The sequence below is a fragment of the Micromonospora sp. NPDC049171 genome (assembly GCF_040648275.1).
In the GTDB taxonomy this organism is placed as follows: Bacteria; Actinomycetota; Actinomycetes; order Mycobacteriales; family Micromonosporaceae; genus Micromonospora.
The window spans coordinates 1-25,945 of record NZ_JBEZDJ010000047.1 but is presented as its reverse complement, the minus strand read 5'-3'; the positions used below and the strand labels follow the sequence as shown (position 1 = coordinate 25,945).

19 protein-coding genes are annotated in these 25,945 nt (G+C 71.8%); 7 read left to right on the top strand and 12 right to left on the bottom strand.

What is annotated here, in order from left to right; all coding sequences use genetic code 11:
* Window positions 1-282: 282 nt before the first annotated feature.
* From AB0B14_RS35535 to pcaF, 4 genes are all read right to left on the bottom strand, one after another.
* Window positions 283-783, bottom strand: a complete 501-nt coding sequence (locus AB0B14_RS35535) for a DUF456 domain-containing protein (protein ID WP_357073204.1) — start codon at window positions 781-783, stop codon at window positions 283-285.
* 130 nt (window positions 784-913) lie between these two features.
* The gene (locus AB0B14_RS35530) at window positions 914-3,076 is read right to left on the bottom strand and encodes an EAL domain-containing protein (RefSeq protein WP_357073207.1); all 2,163 of its coding nucleotides are present in this window, start codon (window positions 3,074-3,076) and stop codon (window positions 914-916) included.
* A gap of 5 nt (window positions 3,077-3,081) precedes the next feature.
* A complete protein-coding gene (locus tag AB0B14_RS35525; protein WP_357073210.1) occupies window positions 3,082-3,894 on the bottom strand; it encodes an SAM-dependent methyltransferase in 813 nt (270 codons plus the stop codon).
* A gap of 101 nt (window positions 3,895-3,995) precedes the next feature.
* Window positions 3,996-5,201, bottom strand: coding sequence for a 3-oxoadipyl-CoA thiolase (pcaF, locus tag AB0B14_RS35520; RefSeq protein ID WP_357526477.1), 1,206 nt, complete (start codon window positions 5,199-5,201; stop codon window positions 3,996-3,998).
* 106 nt (window positions 5,202-5,307) lie between these two features.
* Between pcaF and AB0B14_RS35515 the strand changes: the two genes are divergently transcribed.
* The 4 genes from AB0B14_RS35515 to AB0B14_RS35500 all read left to right on the top strand — a co-directional run bounded on the left by AB0B14_RS35515 (window position 5,308) and on the right by AB0B14_RS35500 (window position 9,567).
* A complete protein-coding gene (locus AB0B14_RS35515; protein WP_357526475.1) occupies window positions 5,308-6,273 on the top strand; it encodes a glutathione S-transferase C-terminal domain-containing protein in 966 nt (321 codons plus the stop codon).
* Complete coding sequence (locus AB0B14_RS35510) at window positions 6,266-6,940, top strand: DUF998 domain-containing protein (protein ID WP_357526473.1); 675 nt, start codon at window positions 6,266-6,268, stop codon at window positions 6,938-6,940. The genes AB0B14_RS35515 and AB0B14_RS35510 overlap by 8 nt, the downstream gene beginning before the upstream one ends.
* Window positions 6,941-7,140: 200 nt before the next feature.
* Window positions 7,141-8,433 carry a dicarboxylate/amino acid:cation symporter gene (locus tag AB0B14_RS35505; protein WP_357073291.1) on the top strand — a complete coding sequence of 431 codons (1,293 nt, stop codon included), beginning with the start codon at window positions 7,141-7,143 and terminating at the stop codon, window positions 8,431-8,433.
* Window positions 8,434-8,502: 69 nt separating this feature from the next.
* Complete coding sequence (locus tag AB0B14_RS35500) at window positions 8,503-9,567, top strand: NADH:flavin oxidoreductase/NADH oxidase (RefSeq protein ID WP_357073222.1); 1,065 nt, start codon at window positions 8,503-8,505, stop codon at window positions 9,565-9,567.
* Window positions 9,568-9,641: 74 nt separating this feature from the next.
* Here the strand turns inward: AB0B14_RS35500 and AB0B14_RS35495 are convergent, their stop codons facing one another.
* Complete coding sequence (locus AB0B14_RS35495) at window positions 9,642-13,235, bottom strand: ABC transporter ATP-binding protein (protein WP_357526471.1); 3,594 nt, start codon at window positions 13,233-13,235, stop codon at window positions 9,642-9,644.
* Between the two features lie 134 nt (window positions 13,236-13,369).
* On the bottom strand, window positions 13,370-14,209 hold the full coding sequence (locus tag AB0B14_RS35490) for a GNAT family N-acetyltransferase (RefSeq protein ID WP_357073229.1): 840 nt from the start codon (window positions 14,207-14,209) through the stop codon (window positions 13,370-13,372).
* A 157-nt stretch (window positions 14,210-14,366) separates the two neighbouring features.
* Here AB0B14_RS35490 and AB0B14_RS35485 point away from each other — a divergent pair, with 157 nt between their 5' ends.
* Window positions 14,367-14,948, top strand: a complete 582-nt coding sequence (locus AB0B14_RS35485) for a PadR family transcriptional regulator (protein WP_357073232.1) — start codon at window positions 14,367-14,369, stop codon at window positions 14,946-14,948.
* A gap of 82 nt (window positions 14,949-15,030) precedes the next feature.
* Here the strand turns inward: AB0B14_RS35485 and ispG are convergent, their stop codons facing one another.
* The 4 genes from ispG to AB0B14_RS35465 form a co-directional block, all read right to left on the bottom strand.
* Entirely contained in the window at window positions 15,031-16,203 is a 1,173-nt protein-coding gene (ispG, locus tag AB0B14_RS35480; protein WP_357073235.1) for a flavodoxin-dependent (E)-4-hydroxy-3-methylbut-2-enyl-diphosphate synthase, read from the bottom strand.
* A 9-nt stretch (window positions 16,204-16,212) separates the two neighbouring features.
* The gene (locus AB0B14_RS35475; RefSeq protein WP_357073238.1) at window positions 16,213-17,463 is read right to left on the bottom strand and encodes a site-2 protease family protein; all 1,251 of its coding nucleotides are present in this window, start codon (window positions 17,461-17,463) and stop codon (window positions 16,213-16,215) included.
* The gene (gene dxr / locus AB0B14_RS35470) at window positions 17,463-18,674 is read right to left on the bottom strand and encodes a 1-deoxy-D-xylulose-5-phosphate reductoisomerase (protein ID WP_357073241.1); all 1,212 of its coding nucleotides are present in this window, start codon (window positions 18,672-18,674) and stop codon (window positions 17,463-17,465) included. Before dxr ends, AB0B14_RS35475 begins: the two co-directional genes overlap by 1 nt.
* Before the next feature lie 166 nt (window positions 18,675-18,840).
* The gene (locus AB0B14_RS35465; protein WP_357526469.1) at window positions 18,841-19,500 is read right to left on the bottom strand and encodes a Uma2 family endonuclease; all 660 of its coding nucleotides are present in this window, start codon (window positions 19,498-19,500) and stop codon (window positions 18,841-18,843) included.
* Window positions 19,501-19,808: 308 nt separating this feature from the next.
* Between AB0B14_RS35465 and AB0B14_RS35460 the strand changes: the two genes are divergently transcribed.
* Window positions 19,809-20,054, top strand: coding sequence for a hypothetical protein (locus AB0B14_RS35460; protein WP_357073293.1), 246 nt, complete (start codon window positions 19,809-19,811; stop codon window positions 20,052-20,054).
* On the opposite strand, the gene AB0B14_RS35455 is transcribed toward AB0B14_RS35460, so the two are convergent.
* Window positions 20,044-24,036 (bottom strand): CARDB domain-containing protein, encoded by a 3,993-nt coding sequence (locus tag AB0B14_RS35455; RefSeq protein WP_357526468.1) that lies wholly within the window; start codon window positions 24,034-24,036, stop codon window positions 20,044-20,046. The genes AB0B14_RS35460 and AB0B14_RS35455 overlap by 11 nt on opposite strands.
* A 378-nt stretch (window positions 24,037-24,414) precedes the next feature.
* Complete coding sequence (locus tag AB0B14_RS35450; RefSeq protein WP_357073250.1) at window positions 24,415-24,966, bottom strand: GNAT family N-acetyltransferase; 552 nt, start codon at window positions 24,964-24,966, stop codon at window positions 24,415-24,417.
* A 51-nt stretch (window positions 24,967-25,017) separates the two neighbouring features.
* On the opposite strand from AB0B14_RS35450, the gene AB0B14_RS35445 reads away from it, so the two are divergent.
* Window positions 25,018-25,863 carry a YhjD/YihY/BrkB family envelope integrity protein gene (locus AB0B14_RS35445; protein WP_357526466.1) on the top strand — a complete coding sequence of 282 codons (846 nt, stop codon included), beginning with the start codon at window positions 25,018-25,020 and terminating at the stop codon, window positions 25,861-25,863.
* The last annotated feature ends 82 nt before the right edge of the window (window positions 25,864-25,945 follow it).

Below are 25,945 nucleotides of genomic sequence, written 5' to 3'. Positions count from 1 at the left end.
CGCGTGCGAGTGCGCAAAGTGTCGACCCGGCCGATCAGGACGGTCAATACGTCGCGGGTGGGAATCTCACCGCCGGTGGGCTAATTGCGTTGCCGTCCGGCCGCTCCGACCCGCATCCTTGACCCCGTGACCAGGCCCGATCCACGGGCCACTCGCCGGGCACTCGGACCGCCCGGCCCACGGCGCGGGGCACGCCTCTCTCTCACGTACGGCCATCCCGCCGTACCCAAAAAGTGCCCCGCGCCCCGCCCCCACCCAAGCCCGCGGGACGGGGACGGGGGGCTAGGTGAGGACGAGGCCGGTTACCCAGAGGGCTGCTACTACGAGGCCGGCCAGGAACTCCACGAGCATCGACAGGCCAGCCGCCTTCAGGGCCTGCACGGTGGACGGCCAGGCCAGCTGGTTGCTGCCCAGCCGCAGCCGCTCCGCCGCCCACACCCCGGCCACGAAGCCGAGCACCAGCCCGACGACCGGCACCACGAAGAACCCGACGATGCCGAGCACCCCGCCGGCGAGCAGCGTGGACGTCGGCACACCGGTGCGCTTCAGGTTGCGACCCGGCCACGCGTATTTGATCACGGTACCGCCCGCCGCGACGACCGTGGCGGCGGCGAACACCGCCCACCCGCCCATCCCGGCACCGCCGAAGATCGCCCAGACCAGTACGCCGCCCCAGCACAGCGGCAACGCCGGCAGGCCGGGCACCACCACGCCGGCCAGCCCGGCCAGGATGGCCAGCCCGGCCACCACTGTCACCGCCGTCTGCGAATCCGTCAGGTCCACGCCGCCACCTTCCCTCGCCGCCATCCGACCGGACCGAGCCGACCGGACCGCAGGTGCCCCTCGCGCACGCCGTCCGGCGGGCGGTCCACGGTGGTGCGGCCCCGCCGACCGCCGGCCACCCCAGCCCCGCTCACGTCGCACCGCCCCGCAGCCGGGCGGTGATCTCGTCGGCCGGGGCCGGGGCACCGAAGTACCGGCCCTGCCCGGTGTCGCAGCGCAGCGCCCGCAGCCGCTCCGCCTGCACCCCGGTCTCCACCGCCTCGGCGGTGACCCACAGCTCCAGGGCGTGCGCCAACCGGACCAACGCGTCGACGATCCGTTCGTCGCGGTGGTCGGCGGCGAGGTCGGTCCCGTCGGCGCGGATGCCCTCGACGAACGGGCCGGCGAGCTTCAGGCAGTGGATCGGCAGCCGTCGCAGGTACGCCAGGTTGGAGTAACCGGTGCCGAAGTCGTCGACGGCCAGCCGGACGCCGAGGGCGGCGAGCCGGTACAGGCTGCGCAGCGGCTCACCGGCGCTGCCCATCACGGCGCTCTCGGTCAGCTCCAGCTGGAGCAGCTCGGCGGGCAGCCCACTGGTGTGCAGCACGTCGGCCACCGTGTCCACGATCGCCGGGTCGTCGGCCTGCCGGGCGGCCAGGTTGACGCTGACCACCAGCCGGGCGGCGGGAAACTCCCGCCGCCACCGCTCGGCGTCCTGACAGGCCTGCCGCAGCACCCACTCGCCGAGCCGGACGATCAGGCCGGTCTCCTCGGCCAGGCCGATGAACCGGTCCGGCCCGATCAGGCCCAACTCCGGGTGCTCCCACCTGACCAGCGCCTCCACCGCCAGCATCGTGCCCTCCAGCAGCGACACGATCGGCTGGTAGTGCAGCACGAACTCGCCCCGGTCCAGGGCGGCCGGCAGCCCGGCGACGAGTGCCGACCGGGCGATGTCCCGGGCGCTGCGCTCCGGGTCGTACACCGCCCAGCGGCCCCGGCCCGCCCCCTTGGCCCAGTAGAGCGTGGTGTCCGCCGCCTTCATCAGCTCCGACGCGGTGGTCTCCGCCGCCGGGCACTGCACGATGCCCACACTGGCCGAGACGGCCAACTGGTGGTCTCCGACGTGCACCGGGGCCGCGACGGCGGCCAGCGCGGACTCCGCGACGGCCACCGCGTCGTCGATGTCGTCTCCCCCGTCGACGAGGATCACGAACTCGTCGCCACCCATCCGGGCGACCAGGTGGCCGCGGTCGGCCACGCACGCGGCCAGCCGGCGGCCGATCATCACCAGCAGTTGGTCGCCGAGGTCGTGGCCGAGGCTGTCGTTTATCGCCTTGAAGCCGTCCAGGTCGAGGAAGCACACCCCGACCCGCCGCCCGGTGCCCGCGGCGTCGAGGACCCGGTTCAACGTCTCGAAGAACAGCGTCCGGTTGGGCAGCCCGGTCAGCGGGTCGTGCAGCGCCTGGAAGCGCAGCCGCTGCTGGAGTTCGTACCGCTCGGTGATGTCCTCGATCATCGCGACGGTGAACCGCGGTCGGCCGTCGCCGTGCCGGATCAGCGAGACGGCCAGATCCGTCCAGACCACGCTGCCGTCCTTGCGGTGGTAGCGCTTCTCCACCCGGGCGGTGTCGTGTTTGCCCTCGATCAGCTCCTGGTAGAGCTCCCACATCCCGGCGGCGTCGTCGGCGTGGAACAGCGCCGCCACGTTGATCTCGCGCAACTCCTCGATCGAGTAGCCGAGCATGTCGGCGAACGCCTGGTTGACGTCGATGATCTGGCCGTCCACGCCGGCGATGCCGATCCCGATCGCGGCGCCGGTGAAGACCGCCCGGAACCGGGCCTCGCTGTCGCGCAGCGCCTGCTCGACCTGGTCACGCGCCTGCCAGGCCGACTGGGCGATCCGCTCCTGCTGGCTGAAGGTGCGGTCGCGCAACGCGCGGGCGAAGCCGGCGGCCAGCCGGCCCTGCAGCGCCGCGATCCGCTCCGCCAGGTCCGCCGGCCGCTCGGCGGCGCCGAGTACGCGCCGCGAGAAGTCCGAACCGAGTGCCCGCAGCGTCCACTCCAGGGCTCGCGGCTCGCTGAGGTGCGCCTCGACAAGCGCCCGCCCGACCTCCTCGGCAGGGCCGGAGCGGAACGGCTCGGCCCACACCGCCTCCGCCAGCCGGATCGTGTGCGTCAGCAGCAGCCGCTCGGTCTCGGCCGCGCTGAACGGCACGAACCCGAGGCGACGGACCGCGCGGGCCCAGTCCGCGGCGAACCCCTGGACGTCGGCCCGGCCGGCGTCGACCCCGACCGGGTCCGGGACGGCGGCCATGTCGATCAGCCGGCGGGCTGGTCGTACCGGGCGACGCCGCCGAAGGCGCCGAACCGCTCCGGGTGCTCGTCCACGTCGGACGGTGAGTCGGGACGCCAGAGTGGCATGTGCACCACGCCCGGGTCGAGGACCGTCCAGTCGCCGAAGAAGCCGGTGACCTGGGCACGGGAGCGCAGGGTGATCTCGGTGGCCGTCCGGGCGGAGAGCCGCTGGGCGTCCAGCATCTCCTGCGGCTGGTCCTCGAAGGTGGAGTGCGAGACGACCAGGTAGCTGCCCGGCGCGGCGGCGGCCCGCAGGGTGGCCAGGATCTCCTCCGGGCGGTCGGCGTCCGGGACGAAGTGCACCACCCCGGCCAGCAGGATGCCCATCGGCCGGCTGAAGTCGATGAGCCCGAGCTGCCGGGTCTCGGTGAGGATCCGCTCCGGCTCGCGCAGGTCGGCGTGGATGACGCCGGTCAGCTCGTTGCCCGCGAGCAGTTCGCGGCTGTGCGCGACGGCCACCGGGTCGATGTCCACATACACCACGCGAGCCTTCGGGTTCACCCCCTGAGCCACCTCGTGCACATTGCCCACAGTGGGAATTCCGGAGCCGATGTCGAGAAACTGGTCGATGCCGGCGTCCAGCAACACCCGGACGGCCCGACGCAGGAACTCCCGGCCGGAGCGCATGGTGGCGGCGAGATTCGGGGTCATGCTCGCGATCTGCTCGGCCAGCCGCCTGTCGATCTCGAAGTTGTGCGCCCCACCCAGGAAATAGTCGTACACCCGGGCCGCGCTCGGCCTGGTCAGATCGATCTCGGTCGGCAGTTCGTCCGGCATCAGCGTGCTCCCCAGTTCATCGCCGCGGCGCGGGAGGGCACCGGCGTCGACGGGCGTGCGCGAGCACCGGCCGACCCGCGGGTCGTGTGGTGTGCACCACTCTAGGCGGCTGACTCCAGCATCAGCGAGATGCCTTGACCGACGCCGATACACATGGTGGCCAACGCCCGCCGTCCGCCGCGTCGGCGCAGCTCCAGGGCGGCGGTCAGCGCCAGCCGTGCGCCGCTGGCACCGAGCGGGTGCCCCAGCGCGATGGCCCCACCGTTCGGGTTGACGTGGTCGGCGTCCACGGGCAACCCCAGCTCGCGCAACACCGCCACGGACTGCGCCGCGAACGCCTCGTTCAGCTCCACCACGTCCACCGCACCCACCTCGACGCCGACACGGTCGAGCAACTTGCGGGTCGCCGGCACCGGACCGATCCCCATGATCCGGGGCGGTACGCCGGCCACCGCCGCACCGCCGATCCGGGCCAGCGGGGTGAGGCCGTACCGGGCAACCGCCGCCTCGCTGGCGACGAGCAGCGCGACCGCGCCGTCGTTGACGCCCGAGGAGTTGCCCGCGGTGACCGTGCCGCCGTCGCGGAACGGGGTGGGCAGCGCGGCCAGCTTCTCCAGCGTGGTCTCCCGGGGGTGCTCGTCGACCTCGACCAGCCGGGTCTCGCGCCGACCGGCCGGCACCGACACCGCCACGATCTCCTCGGCGAACCGGCCGTCGACCTGCGCCTTGGCCGCACGCTGCTGCGAGCGGTACGCGAAGGCGTCCTGCTCGGCCCGGCTGACGCCGTACTCGGCGGCCACGTTCTCCGCCGTCTCCGGCATCGAGTCGACCCCCCACCCGTCGCGCATCAACGGGTTGACCAGCCGCCAGCCCAGTGTGGTGTCGTACACCTCGGCCGAGCGGGAGAACGCCGACGTCGCCTTCGGCATGACGAACGGCGCCCGGCTCATGCTCTCCACCCCGCCGGCGATCATCAGCTCCGCGTCCCCGGCCACGATGGCGCGGGCGGCGGTGGCCAGGGCGTCCAGCCCGGAGCCGCAGAGCCGGTTGACGGTGCTGCCCGGCACCTCCTCGGGCAGGCCGGCGAGCAGCGCCGCCATCCGGGCCACGTTGCGGTTGTCCTCGCCGGCCTGGTTGGCGCAGCCGAGCACGACGTCGTCCACCCGCGCCCAGTCCACCGACGGGTGGCGGGCGACCAACTCGCGGATCACGTGCGCGGCCAGGTCGTCGGGGCGGACGCCGGCCAGCGCGCCAGCGTACCGACCGATCGGGGTGCGGACACCGGTCACCAGGTATGCCACGGTCATCGCGAGTCCTTAGGGGTGCAGACGGCGGGGGTGGGGGCACGCCCACCGGGTCGCGGGGGCTGCCGGCCGCCAGGATATCCGCGCCGGCAGCGGATAGGTTGACGGCATGGCCCGGGCCCAGTTCAGCGCAGAGACCAGCGGCGGCGGCGCGTTCGTCCGCCAGCCCAACCGGTTCACCGGTCGGGTCACCGCCGACTCGACCTCCCCGCCCGGTGGCGGGCCGGACGAGCAGGACCGCTGGCCGCTGGAGGCCGGCCGGTACCGGCTGATCTGGTGCCGGGCGTGCCCGTGGGCGCACCGGGCGAATATCGTGCGCGGCCTGCTCGGGCTGGACGACGCGGTCTCGCTGGGCACCGTCGACCCGATTCGCGACGAGCGGGGCTGGGCGTTCGCTCTCGACCCGGACGGCTTCGACCCGGTCCTCGGCGTCGGTTTCCTCTCCGAGGCGTACCTGGCCACCGACCCGGACTACACCGGCCGGGTGACCGTGCCGGCGCTCGTCGACACCCGGACCGGCCGGGTGGTCACCAACGACTACCCGCAGCTCACCCTCGACTTCTCCACCGAGTGGCGGTCGTTGCACGCACCCGACGCGCCGGACCTGTACCCGGTCGCGCTGCGCCCGGAGATGGACGCGCTGATGGCCGAGATCCACGCCGACGTCAACAACGGCGTCTACCGGTGCGGGTTCGCCACCTCCCAGGAGGCGTACGACGAGGCGTTCCGGGCGCTCTTCGCCCGGTTGGACGCGCTCTCCGAGCGGCTGGCCGGGCAGCGTTACCTGCTGGGTGACGCGATCACCGAGGCCGACGTGCGGCTGTTCACCACGCTGGTCCGCTTCGACGCCGCGTACCACGGCCACTTCAAGTGCAACCGCAACAAGCTGACCGAGATGCCGGTGCTGTGGGCGTACGCCCGGGACCTGTTCCAGACCCCGGGCTTCGGCGAGACGGTGGACTTCGACCACATCAAGCGGCACTACTACGGCACGCACCGGGAGATCAACCCCAGCGGCATCGTGCCACTCGGGCCGGACGAGTCGGGCTGGCGCACGCCACACGGGCGTGGCTGAGCCGGGTCGGTCCGGCACCACCACCGCGCCGAGGGCCGGCTCGGACGTCGCCCGCCGGGTCGCCGGCTCCGCCGCGGCGGGCTGCGCGCTGGCCGGTGCGGTCGCGGTGACGTTCGCCGTGGTCGCCGGTCCCGGTCCGGGGCTCACCGGGTACGTCAGCGAGGCGGGCATCGCCGGCAGTGGACACGCCGCGACGTACCGGATCGGGGTCCTGGCCCTTGCCGGCGCGTTGCTGCTGCTCGGCGCGGCGCTGCCCCCGGGGGTGTGGGCGGCGGCCCCGGCGCTGCTCGCCAGCGGTGCCGTGTTCGCCGCCGTGTCCGGGGCGGTGACCTGCTCCGCCGGCTGCCCGCTGCCGCCGTTCGAGCGCGCCACCACGGCGGATCTGGTGCACGGCGGCGCGAGCATCGCGGCAACCGCGTCGGTGGTCTTCGCCATGCTCACGCTCGCCGTGTCCGTGCCGGCCGGGCCGGTGGTGCGTCGGCTGGCCGGCGTGACCGCCACGCTGACCCTGCCGCTGTGCGCGACTGTCGGGCTGGCCATGCTCGTCGTCGGCCGGGGCGCGCTGGCGGGTGTGCTGGAACGGCTGGTCCTCGCGCTGGTGGTCGCCTGGGGCGTCGCCACCGCCACCGCCCTGGCCCTGGACCGCCGGCCGACAACCCCCTTGTAAGGATCCTCACGCCTACCGCTCCTTGCGATATCCCGCCGGCGGGGTATCGTCGATTGGCGATGAGCAATGTCTGGGGCCTCACTGTCCGCCTGTATGTCGATCTCCGACTACAGGCCAGTGGCATCTGTCCGGGTTAGCCGCGTTCCCACGCCCGCCCTGATCAGACCGGACAATTGGATAGATTCCTCATGCCCTTCAGCCTGCGCAAGATTCCCTTCTCCGTGCAGATTCTGCTCGGCCTCGTGCTCGGCGTCGTGCTCGGTTTCGTTGCCCGCAGCAACGACCTGAGCTGGCTGACCAGCACCCTGCACACCGTCGGCAGCCTCTTCGTCCAACTGCTCAAGCTCGCCGTACCGCCGCTGGTCTTCACCGCCATCGTGGTCAGCGTGGTCAGCCTGCGCGGCGTGGCCAACGCCGCCCGGCTCGCCCTCAAGACCCTGATGTGGTTCGGCATCACCGCGCTGATCGCGGTGAGCATCGGCATCGGCCTCGGCCTGCTCACCAACCCGGGCAAGGGCGTGACCCTCGACCTGGGTGGCGCCACGGCGCCGAAGAAGACCGGCTCGTGGACCGACTTCCTCACCGGCATCGTGCCCACCAACCCGGTCGGCGCGTTCGTCGAGGGCAACGTCCTGCAGATCGTCTTCCTCGCCGTCGTCATCGGCGCCGCGGCCCTGCTGGTCGGCGAGGCCGCCGAACCGTTCGTGGCGCTGAACCGCTCCCTGCTGGAGATCGTCCAGAAGGCGCTCTGGTGGGTCATTCGGCTCGCCCCGATCGGCACCCTCGGCCTGATCGGCAACGCCGTCGCCTCGTACGGCTGGGACCTGCTGGCACCCCTCGCGAAGTTCACCACCGCCGTCTACGTCGGCTGCGCCATCGTGCTGTTCGTGGTCTACCCGCTGGTGCTGATCCTCGCCGGCCGCCTCAACCCGCTGCGTTTCTTCGCCGGCGCCTGGCCGGCGATCGAGCTGGCCTTCGTGTCCCGCTCCTCGGTCGGCACCATGCCGGTGACCCAGCGTTCCGTCGAGCGCCTCGGCGTGCCCCGCGAGTACGCCTCGTTCGCGGTGCCGTTCGGCGCGACCACGAAGATGGACGGCTGCGCCGCCATCTACCCGGCACTCGCCGCGATCTTCGTGGCGCAGGTCTTCGGCGTGCACCTCGGCGTCGGCGACTACCTGCTGATCGCGTTCGTCTCGGTGGTCGGTTCGGCGGCCACCGCCGGCCTGACCGGCGCGATCGTGATGCTCACCCTGACCCTCAGCACGCTGGGTCTGCCGCTGGCGGGTGCCGGCCTGCTGCTGGCCATCGACCCGATCCTGGACATGATCCGCACCGCCACCAACGTGGCCGGGCAGGCCCTGGTGCCGACCGTGGTCGCCGCCCGCGAGGGCACCCTGGACCGGGCCGCGTACGAGTCCGCCGGTCGACGCGACCTGACCGACCCGGAGCCGGTCGCGGAGACCCGCCCCGAGCTGACCCCCGTTCCCGCCTGACCACAGCACACCGACGGCGACCGGCCCCTCCCCGGAGGGGCCGGTCGCCGTCTTCGAGAGGATGACCCCATGAGCTCCCTGTTCACTCCCCTGGCCCTGCGCGCCGTCACCCTGCCCAACCGGATCGCCATGGCGCCCATGTGTCAGTACTCCGCCGGCCCGGATGGTCTGCCCACCGACTGGCACCTGGTCCATCTCGGCAGTCGCGCCGTCGGCGGCGCCGGCCTGGTGCTGACCGAGGCGACCGCCGTACTCCCCGAGGGGCGGATCAGCCCGCAGGACACCGGGCTGTGGTCCGGCGCGCACGTGGACGCCTGGCGGCCGGTGACCGCGTTCGTCGCCGCACACGGCGCGGTGCCGGCCGTGCAGCTCGCACACGCCGGGTTCAAGGCCTCCACCTACCGCCCGTGGGCGCCGGAACGCGGCGGCGTGCCGGACGCCGAGGGCGGCTGGACGCCCGTCGCCCCCGGTGCGGAGCCGTTCACCGCCGGCTACCGGACGCCGACCGCCCTGGACGAGGCCGGCATCGCCGGCGTGGTCGACGCGTTCGCCGCCGGAGCCGAACGCGCGCTGGCCGCCGGCTTCGCCGCCGTGGAGATCCACGCCGCGCACGGCTACCTGCTCAACGAGTTCCTCTCCCCGCTGACCAACCACCGCACCGACGGCTACGGCGGCGACCGGTCCGCCCGGATGCGACTCACCCTGGAGGTGGCCCGCGCGGTGCGCGCCGCGGTCGGCGAGGACGTGCCGGTGCTCACCCGGATCTCCGCCACCGACTGGGTCGAGGGCGGCTGGACGATCGAGGACAGCGTGGTGCTCGCCGGCGAGCTGGCCGGCGTCGGCGTGGACCTGGTCGACGCCTCCTCCGGCGGGGTGAGCCCGGACCAGCGCATCACGCTCGGCCCCGGCTACCAGGTGCCGCTGGCCGCCCAGATCCGCCGCGAGGCCGGCGTGCCGACCGGCGCGGTGGGCCTGATCGTGGAGCCCGAGCACGCCGAGCAGATCGTGGCCGGCGGCGAGGCCGACCTGGTGCTGCTCGGCCGGGAGTTGCTGCGCGACCCGTACTGGCCGCGCCGGGCCGCCGCCAAGCTCGGCGTCGTCCACAGCGGGCCCGCGCAGTACGCCCGCGCCTGATCCCGCCGCCTCGGACGGCTGCCGTTTCCGGCAGCCGTCCGAGGCATCAGCCCGCGCTGCCGCCGTCCGAGGCATCAGCCCGCCAGGTGCGACCAGTCGCCCTCCAGGTCCTGCCAGGTGCCCTGGGCGGCCACCGTGCCGCCGAGCAACACCACCACGTGGTCGGCGCGGACCAGCGCGGCACGCTTCGCGGTCGAGCCGACCACCGTCACCCCGCGTTCGCGCAACGCCTGCCACAACGCCAGCTCCGTGGTGACGTCGAGCGCCGACGACACGTCGTCTGCGACCAACAGTTCGGTACGCGGTGCCAGCGCCCGAGCCAGCGCCAACCGCTGCAACTGCCCGCCGGAGAGCCGGGTGCCCTTGTGCCCGATGAGCAGACCCAGCCCACCGCCGGCGGCGGCCAGGTCGTGGTCGAGCTGGGCGGTGCTGACCGCGCCGGCCGCGTCCACCTGGTGGCCCAGCGCGATGTTGTCGGCCACCGTGCCGGAGAGCACCCGGGGCAACTGGCCGACGTAGCCGACCTGGTTGGGCCGCAGGAACAGCTCCGGCTCGGTGACCGGGTCGCCGTTCCAGGTCAGCTCGCCGGTGTGGTGCACGATCCCGGCCAGCGCCCGCAGCAACGAGGACTTGCCCGAACCCACCGGCCCGACGACAAGCACCAACTGCCCCCGCTGCACGGTCAGGTCCACCTCGCGGACGGCCACCGTACCGTCGGAGTGCACCACTCCGAAGCCACGCAGCTCCAGCCGGCGCAGCGGATGCCGCGGCGCGGGCGTCGGCGCGGGCGCCGTCCCGGCGGCCAGGTCGACAGCCGGAACCCCCGCGGAGTACGCGCTCACCCCGGTCATCGCCGTCGTGCGCCGGGTCCACACCCGCGCCGAGGGCAACTGCGAGATCAACGACGCCGTCGTCCAGGCGAACCAGCGCGCCGCCCCCAGCGTGGAGACGGCCACCAGCACCGCACCGGCGGAGAGTGAGCCGCCCAGGTAGAGCGCCCACGCGCCGATCGGCAACAGCCCACTGGCCATCGACGGCGTGGAACGCGCCCACACCTGCACCGAGATCTCCCGCCGCTGCCGGTCGCTGCGCAGCACGTCCAGGCCCGCCAGGTGGCGCAGCACCGCAGTGGTCGCGCCGGCGAGCTTCACCGTCCGCGCCGCGGAGAGCGCCGAGACCAGCGCCGTGGCGAAGGCCGCCCGCGCCGTCACCGTCGCCTGGGCCGCACGTTCGAGTTTCGGCCCGAACAGCGTCGCGGCCAGCCCGGAGACGACCATCGTGCCGAGGAAGAACAGCCCCGGTACGACGCTGCCGGTGACCGCCGTCATGGCGACCACCAGGACCAGCGCGACGCTCTGGTCCAGCACGTTGTCGGCGAGTTGGACCACCCGCTCGGTGTCGCCGCCCTGCGCCACCACCTCGGCCGGGGTGTGCGAGCTGACCCGGCGCGGCCCGGTCTGGCCGTGCACCAGGCGCAGGCCGATCCGCAGCATCTGCCGCACCCACCACTGCGGGAACCAGACGTGGGTGTAGTACGGCAACGGCAGGGTGACCAGCAGCCCGGCCACGATCCCGGCCGCGGGCAGGTACGGGTTGCCGGTGCCGTCGACCAGGTCGGCCCAGAGCCAGGGCAGCACCGGGCCGTCCAGCCCCAGCAGGCTGAGCCCGAGGAACAGCCCGATCGCGGCCATCCCGTACCGGGGATCGTTGGTGCACAGTCGGACGATCTCCCGCAGCGTCCGGGCCGGCGGGACGGGCGGCAGCGGTGGCGGTTCGGTCCGCGTCGGCCCGATCGGTGTGGTCGCCGGGCCGCCCGGCCACGCGCCGGCCAGGTCGGAGTCGGCGGCATTCGACGGGCCGCCCGGCCAGGCGCCGGCCAGGTCGGAGTCGCCGGCTGTCGGCGGGCCGCCCGGCCAGGCGGCGGCCAGGTCGGGGCCGACCAGCAGGTCGGTGCCGGTGCCGGTGCGGCCGTTCGGTGCCACCGCGGCGTACGCGGCGGCGTGACTGGTCGCCAGCAGTTCGGCGAAGCGTGTCGACGTCTCCAGCGGGCCGGCCTCGACCACCGCGCCGTCGGCCAGCACCACCACCTCGTCACAGCGACGCACCGAGGAGAGGCGGTGGGCGATGACGATGCCGATCCGGTCGCGCAGCAGTCGTTCGGTGGCCCGCTGCACCCGAGCCTCGGTGACGGGATCCAGACGCGCGGTGGCCTCGTCGAGGATCACCACGTGCGGGTCACGGACCAGGATCCGGGCGAACGCCACAAGCTGCTCCTGCCCGGCGGAGAGCACGTGCCCACCCTCCCCCAGCCGGGTCGCCAGCCCGTCCGGCAGCTCGGCGATCCAGCCGGCCAGGCCCAGCTCGTCAAGTGCTCGGGCCGCGGCGTCGAGCAACTCCGGGTCGTAGAGCGCGACGTTCTCCGCGAGGGTGCCGGCCAGGATCTCCGTACGCTGCGGCACCAGCGCCACCCAGCGGCGCAACTGCTCGACGTCGAGGTCGCACAGGTCGGTGCCGCCGAGGAAGACCGTGCCCGGCGGCACGTCGACCGCCCTGGTCAGCACCTTCGCCAGCGTCGACTTGCCCGAACCGGTCCGCCCGATCAGCGCGTACGAGCGGCCGCGCGCGAAGGTGAGGCTGAGCCCACGCAGCGCGGCGGCCCGGTCGTTCTCCGATCCGCTCACCTGGTACTCGAAGGTCAGGTCCCGGATGCGCAGGTCACCCTCGGTCGGGCTGGCGCCGCCGACGGGCTCCTGCCGAGCCTTGTGCAGCAACCGCACCCGGGCCCACGCGCCGAGAGCCTCCTGGATCTCCGGCACCATCCGGCTGACGTGCTCGGCGGTGGCCCCGAAGGCCAGGGCGAGCAGCCAGATGGCGGTGAGCCGGGCGGCGTCGATCCGGGCGGTGGCCAACGCCCACGCCCCGCCGAGCACCACCACGCCGATGCCACCCCGGATCGTCGCGGTGGCGGCCGCGGCCACCCGGGCGGACAACACCCAGACCAGACCGCCCCGGGACAGCACGGCGGCGGCCCGCCGGGCGTACAACCGCAACACGTACGGTCGGGCCAGGCTGGTCCGTACGTCGTCCTGGCCGTGCACCGCCTCCTCCATCACCGCGGCCAGGTCGGACCACGCCTCCTCCTCGGCCATCCGGGCCGGGGCGATCCGCGCCGTCGGCCCGCGCAGACCGGCCGCGAGCACCACCGTGAGCAGCAGCATCGCGACCCCGGCCGGCCACCACACGAACAACGCGACGACCATCGACAGCAGGCCGACGCAGAGCCCCTGGGCGAGCCGGGTGCCCTGGTTACGGATCGCCGACGCCACCTGGTAGACGTCCCCGTCGATCCGGTCCAGCAACTCGCCCACCGGGGTGGTCTCCAGGGTGGGCAGGTCCTGCCCGAGAGCGACCCGGCAGAGCCGGCGGCGCACGTGGGCGGACCAGTCGGCGGTCACCCCGGCCATCAGCAGGCTCACCGCGAGGTCGCTGAGAACCACGGCGACCAGCGCCGCGGCCAGCACGGCGAAGAAGCCGGCCGAGCGGTGCACCAGCACGGCGCCGGCCAGCGCCGACGCGCCCGCCTGACCGGCGGCGCCGAGCACGATCAGGACCGCCACGGTCGTCATTCGACGGGTCGAGGTGCCCCACAGATCACGGAGCAGGCGCATGGAAGGTCCTCCGGAGGTGGGGTGGCGGAGACTTCAGCCTGCCGGCGCCAACGCCCAGATTCAACCGAATTTCCGCCCCTGAGCAGGGCGTCAGCCACCCCCGAACCCCACCCGCGACCCGCGAGACGCAGCGGTCAGAAGAGGACGGTGGCCAGGGTGCCGATCGGCTGGAAGCCGCAGCGCTCGTAGACCCGGCGGGCCGGCAGGTTGAAGTCGTTGACGTACAGGCTGACCGTGGGGGCGACCCGCAGCAGCGCGTCGCGGACCACGGCGGCCATGGCGGCCGTCGCGATCCCCCGGCCCCGCCACTCCGGTGCCACCCAGACGCCCTGGACCTGTGCCGTCCGCTTGGTGACGACGGCCAACTCGGCCTTGAACACGACCTTGCCGTCGACGAAGCGGGCGTACGCCCGACCGGCCCGGACCAGGTCGTTGACCCGCCGACGGTAGCTGCGCCCGGCGTCCTCGGCGAGCGGGGAGACGCCGACTTCCTCGGTGTACATGGCCACCGCGGCCGGGAAGAGCAGGTCGACCTCGCCGGAGCGGACCTGGCGGACCTCCGGGTCGGCCGGTACGGGTGGCAGGGCGTCGGCGGCCAGCAGTGGCTGGTTGGGGCGAACGTCTCGTGCCGGCCCCCAGGTGTCGGAGAGCCGGTCCCACAGCCCGAGCACGGCATCGGCTCGGCCGACGATGGAGGAGCAGAGCCGCTCCTCGCCCGCGAGCAGGTCGGCGAAGGCGGCCACCGCGGCGTCGCTCGCCAGCACCGGCGTGAGGTTGCCGCCGAGCCAGCACAGCGATTCCAGGTTGCGCCGCGCGCCGTACCCCAGGATCCGGCCCTCGGCCCTCCACCAGGACAGGCCGCGCGCGGCGATCCGCTCAGCGACCTGCGCGCCCGCGAACGGGTCATGGTCGAGTAGTCGCTCGACCGCGCGGCGCTCCGATTCCCCCAGTTGGCGTACCGGCACCGTCAGCACGACTACCAGCCTGCCAGATCGACCCCCGGCCCCGCCGGCCGAGTGACAAGGCCGGCGAGCAGGACCGCCGCACCGGGGGCAACCGAAGACTTGTCGGCGACGCATTGCCGATATATCGTTGATGCATCAGCGACAGTACGAGATGAAGGAGAACCCGATGAGGTTCCATCGCGAGCACCACCCGCTGCACGAGGCCCGGATGCGGGGGTTCGGCTTCCCGCCGGTCCCGCCCGGTCCGCACGGGCACGGACACGGCGGCCCCTGGGGCGGTCGGGGCCGTGGCCGTGGCCGAGGACGACGCCCCAACGTCCGAGCCGCCGTGTTGGCGCTGCTCACCGAGCGTCCGATGCACGGCTACGAGATGATCCAGGAGATCGACTCCCGCACCGGTGGAGCGTGGCGGCCGAGCCCGGGGTCGATCTACCCCACCCTTCAGCTGCTGGAGGACGAGGGTGTGATCGTCGCCAGCACCGAGGAGTCCGGCGGCGGGCGGAAGCGGTTCACGGTCACCGAGGCCGGTCAGGCCGAGGCCACCGAGGCCGCGCAGGCCCCGGCGTGGGCGGACGTCGCCCAGGGCACCGTGACCAGTTGGCACGACATCCGCGACTCCGGCGCGCAGGCGATGAACGCCCTGCGCCAGGTGATGATGAACGGCACCGACGACCAGCGTGAGCGGGCCGCCCAGGTGCTCGACGAGACGCGGCGCAAGCTGTACGCGATCCTCGCCGAATCCGAGTGACGCCACAGCGCGAAAAGACCAGGAACACACAGCGGCCGTTCCCCACCCGGGGAACGGCCGCTGTCGCGTGCGGAACGGGAACTCAGTGCACGGTGACCGTCGGGCCGCTGATCAGCCCGCGCAGCTCCTCGGGCAGCTCGGCGCCCATCTCGTCGGCGATCCGCAGCGCCTCCTCGATAAGCGTCTCCACGATCTGCGCCTCGGGCACCGTCTTGACGACCTTGCCCTTGACGAAGATCTGGCCCTTGCCGTTGCCGGAGGCGACGCCGAGGTCGGCCTCCCGGGCCTCGCCGGGACCGTTGACGACGCAGCCCATCACGGCGACCCGCAGCGGCACCGGCAGCCCTTCCAGGCCGGCGGTGACCTCCTCGGCGAGCTTGTAGACGTCCACCTGGGCGCGTCCGCAGGACGGGCAGGAGACGATCTCCAGGCCGCGCTCGCGCAGGCCCAGCGACTCCAGGATCTGGTTGCCGACCTTGATCTCCTCGACCGGCGGGGCGGACAGCGACACCCGGATGGTGTCGCCGATCCCCTCGGCGAGCAGGGCGCCGAAGGCGACCGCCGACTTGATGGTGCCCTGGAAGGCCGGACCGGCCTCGGTGACGCCGAGGTGCAGCGGGTAGTCGCACTGCTCGGCGAGCTGCCGGTAGGCGCGGATCATCACGACCGGGTCGTTGTGCTTGACCGAGATCTTGATGTCGCGGAAGCCGTGCTCCTCGAACAGCGAGCACTCCCACAGCGCCGACTCGACGAGCGCCTCGGCGGTGGCCTTGCCGTACTTGCTGAGCAGGCGCTTGTCCAGTGAGCCGGCGTTGACGCCGATCCGGATCGGCACCCCCGCCGCCCCCGCGGCACGGGCGATCTCCTTGACCTTGTCGTCGAACTGGCGGATGTTGCCCGGGTTGACCCGGACGGCCGCGCAGCCGGCGTCGATCGCGGCGAAGACGTACTTGGGCTGGAAGTGGATGTCCGCGATCACCGGGATCTGCGACTTCTTGGCGATCGCGGGCAGCGCCTCGACGTCGTCCTGGGACGGCACCGCCACCCGGACGATCTGGCAGCCGGACGCGGTCAGCTCGGCGATCTGCTGGAGCGTGGCGTTGATGTCGGAGGTGAGGGTCGTGGTCATCGACTGCACGGACACCGGAGCACCACCACCGACCGGCACCGAACCGACCATGATCTGGCGGCTGGCCCGACGGGGAGCGAGCGGCGGGGGCGGCACGGCGGGCATACCGAGACTGATAGCTGTCACTTCAGGCACTCACCTTGAGAAGAGCGTGATGGGGTTGACGACGTCCGCGGCGATGGTCAGCAGCGTGAACGCGCCACCGATCAGGATCACCGCGTACGTGAAGGGCATCAGTTTGAGGTAGTCCACCCGGCCGGGGTCGGTCCGGCCGATCCGCGCGTAGAGCCAGGAGCGGGCGCGTTCGAACCAGGCGATGGCGATGTGGCCGCCGTCCACCGGGAGCAGCGGCAGCAGGTTGAACACGCCGATGAAGAAGTTCAGTGACACGAAGAGCATGAAGAAGACCAGCCAGGCGTTGTTCTCCACCGCCTCGCCGCCGAGTCGGCTGGCGCCGACCACGCTGATCGGGGTGTCGACGTCCCGTTCGCCGCCGGTGAGGGCGGTCCACAGGGCGGGGACCTTCTGCGGGAGGCGTTGCAACGCCTGCACGGTGCCGACGGCCAGTTGGCCGGTGAAGTCGGCGGTGGCCCCGAAGGCGCCGACCGGGCCGTACGTCACGCGGGTGGGCGTGCTGGGGACGAGCCCGACGCCGAGCGCGGCCACCGGCGCGGCGGCGCCGTTCGGGTCGTCCAGCGGCGGACGCTGGGTCTGCGCGAGCACCGTGCTGGCGGTGCCCGGCTGTCCGTCGCGGACGTACTGGATCTGCGCGGTCTCCCCTGGCTTGAGCGCGCGCAGGGTGGTGAGCAGGTCGCCGTAGTTGCCGATCGTCCTGCCGTTGATCGAGGTGATCCGGTCACCGTCGCGCAGTTGCGCCTGGGCGGCCGGGCTGGCCGCGTCGGCGGGGGTGCACGCCCGCAGCGAGTTTTCCGGCACCACGCACTCGCTGAGCCGGATGACGGCGGGCTCCTGGCGGGCCTGCGCGTCGGTGGTCGGGAAGTCCGGGTTGGGCAGGCCGGCGGAGACGGCGAGGATCCAGATCGTGATCAGGGCGAGCGCGAAGTGCGTGATCGACCCGGCGGCCATCACGATCGTCCGCTTCCACACCGGGTAGCGCCACATCACCCGCGACTCGTCGCCCGGCTCGACGTCGTCGTCCTGCGGGGTCATTCCCACGATCTTGCAGAAGCCGCCGAGGGGGATGCCCTTGAGGCCGTACTCGGTCTCCCCCCGCCGGAACGACCAGACGGTGGGACCGAAGCCGACGAAGAACTTGGTGACCTTCATCCCGAACGCCTTGGCGGTCAGCAGGTGACCAGCCTCGTGCAGGCTCACCGAGATGAGGATGGCCAGGGCGAAGAGGACCACCCCGAGCAGGTACGACATCAAGCTCCCTCCACCGAACCCGCGATGATCTCCTGCGCGTGCGCGCGTGCCCACGACTCGGCCGCGAGCACGTCCTCGACGGTACCTGGTTCGTCGAAGTCCGGGGCCTCCTCCAACACGCGTTCGAGGGTGTCGACGATGCCGAGGAACGGCAGTCGGCCCGCCACGAACGCCGCCACGCACTCCTCGTTCGCCGCGTTGTAGATCGCCGGGCGGCAGCGCCCGGCCTCCCCCGCGGCCTTGGCCAGCGCGACCGCCGGGAACGCCTCGTCGTCGAGCGGCGCGAACTCCCAGGTGTGCGCCGCCGTCCAGTCGACCGCCGTGGCCGCCTCGGGCACCCGGTCCGGCCAGCCGATGCCGAGCGCGATGGGCAGCCGCATGTCCGGTGGGCTGGCCTGGGCGATCGTCGACCCGTCGACGAACTCGACCATCGAGTGGATCACCGACTGCGGGTGCACCATCACGGTGATGTCGGCGTACGGCACGTCGAACAACTCGTGCGCCTCGATCACCTCAAGCGCCTTGTTGACCATGGTCGCCGAGTTGATCGTGACGACCGGCCCCATGTTCCACGTCGGGTGTGCGAGCGCCTGCTCCGGTGTGACCTGCGTCAACTCGTCGCGCCGCCGACCCCGGAACGGGCCGCCGCTGGCCGTGACGATCAACCGGCGCACCTCGCCACGCGACCCGGACCGCAGGCACTGGGCCAGCGCCGAGTGCTCCGAGTCGACGGGCACGATCTGCCCCGGCCGCGTCACCGCGCCCCTGACCAGGGGGCCGCCGGCAACCAGCGACTCCTTGTTGGCCAACGCGAGGGTACGACCACCACGCAGCGCGGCCAGCGTAGGAGCGAGGCCCAGCGAGCCGACCACCCCGTTGAGCACGATGTCGCAGGGCCACTGGGCCAGCTCGGTCATGGCGTCCGGCCCGGCCACGATCTTGGGAAGCTTGAAGTCGCCGGTGGCCCAGCCGCGCCGGCTCGCCTCGGCGTAGAACGCGAGTTGCAGATCCTGCGCGGCGGACGCCTTGGCCACCCCGACCGCCTCGACGCCCAACTCCAGGGCCTGCGTGGCGAGCAACTCGACGTTGCCGCCGCCCGCACCCACGGCGACCACCCGGAACCGGTCCGGGTTGCGCCGGACGATGTCGATGGCCTGCGTACCGATCGAACCGGTGGACCCGAGCAGGACGAGGTCACGGGGGGAAGTCACGCGGCCATTCTCCCCCACCGTCACTGAACGCCCGCTGGGAGCCTCAGCCCTCCCCGCCCGCACCTTCCGCCCCACCCGGCGGCGACCGGCAATGATCGACTCGGCTTTCAGGAAGTCGGGCTATCCCCGGCACCCGGACACCCCGTTTTCCTGAAAGCCGTGTCGATCAAGCGAGGTCGTCAGCCGAGTCACCGGTGGTTGCGGCCGGCGATGCCTCCTCGTCGAGCAGTTCGGCCGGGTCGATGGCGAACTCGAACGGCTCCCGCATCGCGAAGGTGCTTCCCGCCGCAGCGGCGGCCAACGGGCGGTATTCACCGTCGACCAACTCGAACAGGGCGATGGTCGGCACCCGGTTGCGAAGGTCCACCCGGAGGAAGAACGGCACTCCGACGGCCGCGTACTCCCGGGGCCTGTCGATCACGTCCTTGCGTCGGTTACCTGGGGAAACGATCTCCCCGAGCAGCACCGCCTCGGCGATGGGAACAGTCGTGCGGCCACCGCCCGAGTTGCGCAGCACAGCGATGTCCGGGATGAAAAGATCATGCCCGGAGATCACGTTGATCTCCGGATAGACCCAGAATCCGGCCTTCCGGGCAGCACGGTGCAGCACATACGGCAACTCCCGCTCGACCGACTGGTGATCGATTCCCGCATGTGGTGTCACGATCACGCTTCCGCTCAGGACCTCAACCTTGGGGCCGTTGCTCTCCGGCAACAGGTCGAGGGCGAGCTGCGCGGTCCACGGCTCGTCGTGCCACCGCAGCACGTCGAACGACGGCTCGGTGTGCTGCGGCGCCGGCTCCGGCGCGAACGCTGCCTGGGCCATCCGGGCTCACCCCCTCAGCGGGACATTCTGCTCAGGTCAGCCTAGCCACCGCCGCCCCAGTTGTGCGTCATCGCACACCCAGTCCGACACCCAAGTGACTCACGAGCCGTACTGGCCCTGATCGATGGGCCGGGGGTGGCAAGACGCGCCGCCAGCCGGGGCCATGCCGCCGACGCGCGAGGGCCGGCACCGGAATCTACAGCGACCCGGACCTGCGACAGATCTTGGAGGGAAAGCGCCCCTCCCGGGGCCGGAATCTTCCAAGATCTCGATGGACGAGTGGCGCGAGCGGGGCCACCGCCCTGGCCGTGGCGCTCCGCGACTCGCTCGGCCACCTCGGCGTTCTCGACTTCGGCGAGATCACGCTGAGCGAGGAGGACGCGCAGTTTCTGCGTACCCGAGTGTTCTGTGACGCCGCGCTCGACGGTGCTGGCCGCTGCCGGCGGCGCGACGGCCACGACGGACCCTGCGCCGCAGTGCCCAGCACGAAAGTCGGGGTGTCCGCAGCCCGCGGACACCCCGACTTCCTGGAAAGCGTGTGGATCAGGGAGTGATGACGAACTGCGAGCCCGGCTGGATGACGATGTTGCCGTCGGCCGAGTTGGTGATTGTCACGTTCGTCAGGTTGGCGTTGCCCCGTGCGCCGCTCATGGCGAGGATGCCGGCGCCGTTGTTCGACCTGTCGATCCGCACGTTGGTGATGGCGACGTTCGGCATGTTGCCGCCGCCGTTCTTGAACTGGATGCCGTCGAACGTGGAGTCGACGATGTCGGTGTCGCGGATGGTGACGCCGACGATGTCCCGGGTGGCCGGGAAGAGGGTGATGGCACCGAACTCCTGGTCCTCGTTCCAGAACGCGCCGCCGGTGCGGTAGAGGCCGTTGTTGGCGATCAGCGTCGTGCCGGAGAACGGCAGCGGGTCGTGGTCGGTCGCCAGCATGATGCCCGGGTAGTTGGCGGTGTCGTAGATCAGGTTGTTCTCGATCGAGTTGTCGTAGCCGCCGTAGATGGCGATGCCGTTGGCCCGCCAGGGCAACTGGATGGTGTTGTTGACGAAGTGGTTGTCGTGGGCGATGTCGACGCTGCGGTCCTTGACGTACGGGTTGGCCCAGACGGCCAGGGCGTCGTCGCCGGTGGTGCGGAACGACGAGTTGAACACCCGCGAGTTGCGCGTGCCGTTGCTGAAGTTGATGCCGTCGGCATACGTGTTGCGGATCCGCATCCCGGTGAACTCCAGCCCGTCGGCCGGCCCCCACAGGTCGGGGATGTTGTCGTAGTCGCGACCCACCCAGACACCCACGTTGGCGTGCTCGATCCACACGTTGCTGATCTTCGTGCCGGTACCGAAGCGACCGTTCAGACCGACACCGCCCTCGGCGTTGCCGTCACCGCCCCGGATCCGGCCCGAGCCGAAGATGGCGATGTCGGAGATCTGGGTGTTCTTGTCGATGTCGAAGCCGAAGTTGCCCTCGTGCGGGTGGTTGATTCCGCCCACCACGTTCTGCGGCTCGGTGAGCGTGTAGAGCTGCGAGTGCCACATGCCGGCACCCCGGATGGTGACGTTGCTGATGCCGACCTGGTTGTGCGTACCCCGGTTCTGTGGGTCGTCGGTCAGGATCTTCTGCTCCTGCCGCCACTGCCCGGCGGGGATCCAGACGCAGCCGATGACGCCGTTCTGGTCGTCGGTCACCGCCCGCTGAATGGCGGCGGTGTCGTCGAGCCCGTCGTTCGGGACCGCACCGTACGACGTGATCGAGGTGCAGCCGGCCGGTTGGCTCGCCGCCGGTGCCACCTGCTCCAGGTCGATCATGTCGATGACGTAGAACGAGGCGGTGTCACCCGAGTCGCGCTGCAACTTGAAGCGGGTGCCGGCCGGGTACGACTGCGCCAGCAGCGCGTTCGACTCGTCGAAGAGCCGTCGGGCGTCGGCCTGCGGGGTGTTGGTCAGCGCCTCCGGCCCGTCGGTGTTGCCGTAGAGCCAGCTGTGCCGCGACGACAGGGTCAGCTTGCGGGAGAACACGTCGTTGACGTAGAGGCTGATGGTCGCCTCGATGCCACCGCCACCAGGGGCGTCCGGGATGGAGTTGCGCACCACTATGGAGTTGGCCTGGTTGGCCGAGGTGAACTCGACGAACTGGCCGGTGCTGTTCAGCCGCACCGACTTGCGGCCGGAGGACTCGCTGGCGAAGTTGGTGTGCCCGAAGGTGCGCAGCGCGTCCGGCTCCAGCAGCGTGCCCTGGTAACGGCCGGCCTCCGCCTCGTAGGAGACGTACGGTACGGCCGCCCCGCGCCCGACCACGATCGACTGGCTGAACGCGTTGTTGGTCTCGTTGGTCTCGGTGACCGCGTTCGTGGCGTCGGCGGTGGCGGTGATGGTGGCCCCGCCACTGGTGGCGGTCCAACTGCCGGTGACGGCCACGGTGACCGTCGCGCCGGCCGCGATCGAGGCGGTGGTGGTGTTGAGCGTGGTGCTGCCCGCCACCAGCCGGGTGACGGTTGTCGCGCCGGTCGCGGTGGTGCCCCGGTTGCGGACCGTCACGGTGAAGGTGACGGACGCCCCCACGGCCGGGTTCGGCGGGTTCGAGGCGATGCTGAGCACCTGCAGGTCAGGCCCCGGGGCCTGCGCGACCACCAGCGGCGACGCGGCGGTGAAGCTGTTGTTGCCGTTGTTCTGCTCGACGATCGTGTTGGTCGGGTCGACCACCGCCGTGACGGCGTAGCTGCCCATCGGCCGGGTCCCCGCGTTGACCGACACGGTGGTCGACGCGCCCGCGCCGAGCGTGCCCACAGTGGCGCTGCCGACGACCGCGCCGGCCAGGCTGAAGTTCACGGTGGTGGCACCGGCGGCCGCCGAGCCGATGTTCTGCACCACGGCCGAGAGCGTGACCGGGGAGACCTCGCTGGGCGACGTCGGCGACCAGGTCACCGAGCTGACCACCAGGTCCGGGTTGGGCGCCGGCGTGCCGCACACCTCAAGCTCGGCCACCTGGCCGGACGGCGCGCCGGTGTTGCCGGTGAACCGCAACTGCACGTCCGCGGTGGTCGCGCTGACCGGGATGCTCACCGCGTTGGTGCCCTGCACGAACTGGTAGGCCGCCGCCGACACCAGACTGGTGTACGCCGACGACGCCTGGTCGCGGCCGAGGACCTGGATGGTCTGGGTACGGGTGCCCCACGACGAGTCCGGGTTCAGCTTGACGGTGACGCCGGAGATGGAGTGGTTCGCACCGAGCGCCACTGTCAGGTGCTGGGGGTAGCTCGCCGCGCCCTCCCAGTAGGTGCCGAGCTGCCCGTCGTTCGCCTTGTCCGGGGTGAAGCTGAAGGTCGAGCCGCTCGCCGTCATGGCCTTGCCCGATGCCACGTTGGTGCAGGCCGGCGGGTTGCTGCCGGTCCGGGTGACGGTGTTGCTGTTGCCGGACAGGTTGCCGGCGCCGTCCCGGGCGCGAACATAGTAGGACACTGTCGCGGTCGCCGGTTGGGTGTCCTGGTAGGTGAGGACGGTGCCCAGCGTGGCGATCAGGTTGCCGCCCCGGTAGACGTTGTAGCCGGCCAGCCCGCTGCCACCGGAGTCGGTGGACGCGCCCCAGGTGAGCGTGATCGTGCTGCCCGACGTGCTCTGCGACAGCGTCCCCGGGGTGCTCGGCGCGGTGGTGTCACCACTGCCGGTACGGGTCACCGTGTTGCTGTTGCCGGAGAGGTTGCCCGCGGCGTCGCGCGCCCGGACGTAGTAGGACACGGTGGCCGTCGCCGGCTGGGTGTCGTTGAAGGTGGTCACGTTGCCGATGGACTGGAGGAACGCGCCGTTGCGGTAGACGTCGTAGCCGGCGATGCCGCTGCCGCCCGCGTTGTCGGTGGACGCGACCCAGGTGAGGCCGATGGTGGTGCCCGACTGGGTGTAGGAGAGGTTGCCCGGAACGCTCGGCGCGGTGGTGTCCGGGGTGGTGCCGCCGCTGCCGTACACCTCCAGCTCGGAGAGCTGCCCGGCCGGCCAGCCGCTGTTGGCGGTGATGGTGATCCGGACGTACCGGGTGGAGGTCGAGCTGACGTTGATCGTGACGGCGTTGCCGCTCGCCGGGTTGAAGGTGTAGGTCTGCGACCCGACCAGATCGGTGAAGGACGAACCGTTGGTGCTGCCTCGCACGCTCAGCGTCTGCGTCCGGGTCCCCCAACCGGAGGTCGGCAGCCTCAGCACGACCTGGTTGATGTTCTGCGACGAGCCGAGATCGACCTGCACCCACTGCGGGAACGCGTTGTTGACGCTCTCCCAGTAGCTGCCCGCGTTGCCGTCGACGACCTTCGACGAGTCGTAGACGTCGGCGTGGCCGCTCTCCTGGGTGGGGCGGCCCTGCGCGAGATTGGTGGCCGCCGCGGCGAAGCCGCTGCCCGGTGCGGCTGCCGGGTCGGCGGGGCGGGCGGCGTTCGAGGCACCGGCGCGACCGGCGCTCGCCGGGTTCGCGAGGGCTGTCGCCCCCGCCGTGGCCATCAGCGTGGCCGCGGCTGTCGCCGCCACCATCCTGAACAGATTCGTTCGTCTCATCACTGTCCTTGTCGTCGGGGACGGTTGCCGCGGCGGCTTGACCACGGGGGTGGGGGTGCGGCGGTGGGGACGACCATCAACGGGCCTCTCCAGGAGGCCCGTTGAATCTTCCGAGGGTATGCAAGAAATCCTGCACACGTTTGTCGAGATCTTGCGAGACTTTGGCCAAAGATTACTGACGTGCTACGGGAGCGTCAACACTTCGACCGACGTGACTATTTATGGCCGTGCGTGCCCTGCGGGGCTGTCGCGGCCACCGTGGGTGGCGCGGTCCTCGGCACATGAGTGATGCCGGTGAGTCATCAAGATGACTCACCGGCATCAGGCTTCTCGACGCGCCGGCCCTCTCGCCGCGCGGGCACAGGCGCGCCCTGGTGTTCAGGCGGTCGGTGCCGCCAGGACGAAGGTCTCCAGCTCCTCGCCGCCGTACCAGTCGGTGCGCCGGCCCACGTGCGTCATGCCGAGTCGCCGGCAGACCGCCATCGACGGATCATTGCCCGGCGACACGAGCGCGTAGATCTCCGGGGTACCGGTGGCGAGCTCCCGCGCCGTGAGCGCACGGGCCGCCTCGGTCGCGTAGCCGTGACCCCACGAATCCGGGTGCAGGTGCCAGCCCGTCTCGATGTCCGAGGTGAGCTGCGTCTCGGGCGTTCCCGGCAGCGGCTTGAGCAGCGCCGTGCCCGCCACCTGGCCGGTGTCGCGTACCTCGATCGCCCAGGTGCCGTACCGGCCGCCGTCGTCGGCGTGCCGGTCGCGCCAGATCTGCAACCGTTCGACGGCCTGGGCCGGATCGGTCATCGGCAGACCCGGCGACACGGCCAGCCAGCGGGTGATATCCGGACGAGAGTAGATGTCGTAGATCCGGGCCAGATCGGCCGGATCGTCGGTCCAATCGCGCAGGATCAGGCGTTCGGTGGTGAGAACAGTCATGACCGGCGATCTTAGGGAGTGACGGCCCCGACGACAGGGAAGGAGGACCCGATGGGCAACGGATGGCAGCGCACGAAACGGATCACCAGTGCCGCGTTCCGTCCGGTGCGCGGCCGGGACCTGTCGCTGCACGCCGCCGCGATCACCTTCTACGGCGCGATCGCCGTGGTGCCGGTGGCCCTGCTGGCGATCTGGCTCACCGCACTGGTGGCCGGGGCCGACCGGGTCCGCCGACTCACCTCGTACGCCGTGGAGGCGCTGCCCACCGCGATCGGCGCGCCTCGGGCGGTGGAGGCGCTGGTCGAGGCCGGGGTGGGGTTGACCCCGTTGCTGGCGCTGGCCTCCCTGCTGCCCGCCTCGCTGTACGGCGAGGGCCTGCGTCGGGCGTTCGTCTCGGTTGCCGCCCCCCGCTCCGACGAGCACCTGATCGGCTGGCGGGGCCGGCTCCTGCTGCTGCCCCTGCTCGCCCCGGCACCCGCCCTGCTGCTGTCGATCCTGCTGGCGCTGCCGCTGACCACCCGCCTCGTACGCCAGGGTGGTTGGCTCGGCGTGCTCGGTGTGGTGCTGTCGTTCCTGGCGGTCTGGCTGGTGCTCACGCCGGTGCTGGTGTGGGTGTTCCGGGTCGTCGGGCCGGCCTCACCGGACTGGCTCTCCACCCTCGGCATCGGGTCGTTCACCGCGGCGAACCTCTCCGGTTTCCTGCACGGCTTCGTGCTCTTCGCCTCGCTCCCGCTGGACCTGGGCGTGCCCTTCGGCGGCTTCGACGACATCGGCGCCGGCGTGGCCGTGCTCCTGTGGCTCTACCTGTTCCACGTGATCGTCCTGGCCGGCTACTCCGCCACCCTGGCCCTCTCCCGCTGGCGCACCCCCCACCCCACCCCCACCCCGCCGCGTTGATCATGGAGTTATTGCCACGACACGCCGACGCGAGTGGCAATAACTCCATGATCACCGGGGGCGGGGGTGGGGGGTGGGGGAG

Excerpts from the sequence above, each read along its gene's own strand:
- AB0B14_RS35500 (WP_357073222.1), top strand. The coding sequence starts at position 8,503 with ATGAGCTCCCTGTTCACTCCCCTGGCCCTGCGCGCCGTCACCCTGCCC.
- AB0B14_RS35455 (WP_357526468.1), bottom strand. The coding sequence starts at position 24,036 with ATGAGACGAACGAATCTGTTCAGGATGGTGGCGGCGACAGCCGCGGCC.
- AB0B14_RS35445 (WP_357526466.1), top strand. The coding sequence starts at position 25,018 with ATGGGCAACGGATGGCAGCGCACGAAACGGATCACCAGTGCCGCGTTC.
- AB0B14_RS35475 (WP_357073238.1), bottom strand. The coding sequence starts at position 17,463 with ATGTCGTACCTGCTCGGGGTGGTCCTCTTCGCCCTGGCCATCCTCATC.
- pcaF (WP_357526477.1), bottom strand. The coding sequence starts at position 5,201 with ATGACCGTGGCATACCTGGTGACCGGTGTCCGCACCCCGATCGGTCGG.
- AB0B14_RS35485 (WP_357073232.1), top strand. The coding sequence starts at position 14,367 with ATGAGGTTCCATCGCGAGCACCACCCGCTGCACGAGGCCCGGATGCGG.
- AB0B14_RS35450 (WP_357073250.1), bottom strand. The coding sequence starts at position 24,966 with ATGACTGTTCTCACCACCGAACGCCTGATCCTGCGCGATTGGACCGAC.
- AB0B14_RS35525 (WP_357073210.1), bottom strand. The coding sequence starts at position 3,894 with ATGCCGGACGAACTGCCGACCGAGATCGATCTGACCAGGCCGAGCGCG.
- AB0B14_RS35530 (WP_357073207.1), bottom strand. The coding sequence starts at position 3,076 with ATGGCCGCCGTCCCGGACCCGGTCGGGGTCGACGCCGGCCGGGCCGAC.
- AB0B14_RS35465 (WP_357526469.1), bottom strand. The coding sequence starts at position 19,500 with ATGGCCCAGGCAGCGTTCGCGCCGGAGCCGGCGCCGCAGCACACCGAG.
- AB0B14_RS35495 (WP_357526471.1), bottom strand. The coding sequence starts at position 13,235 with ATGCGCCTGCTCCGTGATCTGTGGGGCACCTCGACCCGTCGAATGACG.
- AB0B14_RS35515 (WP_357526475.1), top strand. The coding sequence starts at position 5,308 with ATGGCCCGGGCCCAGTTCAGCGCAGAGACCAGCGGCGGCGGCGCGTTC.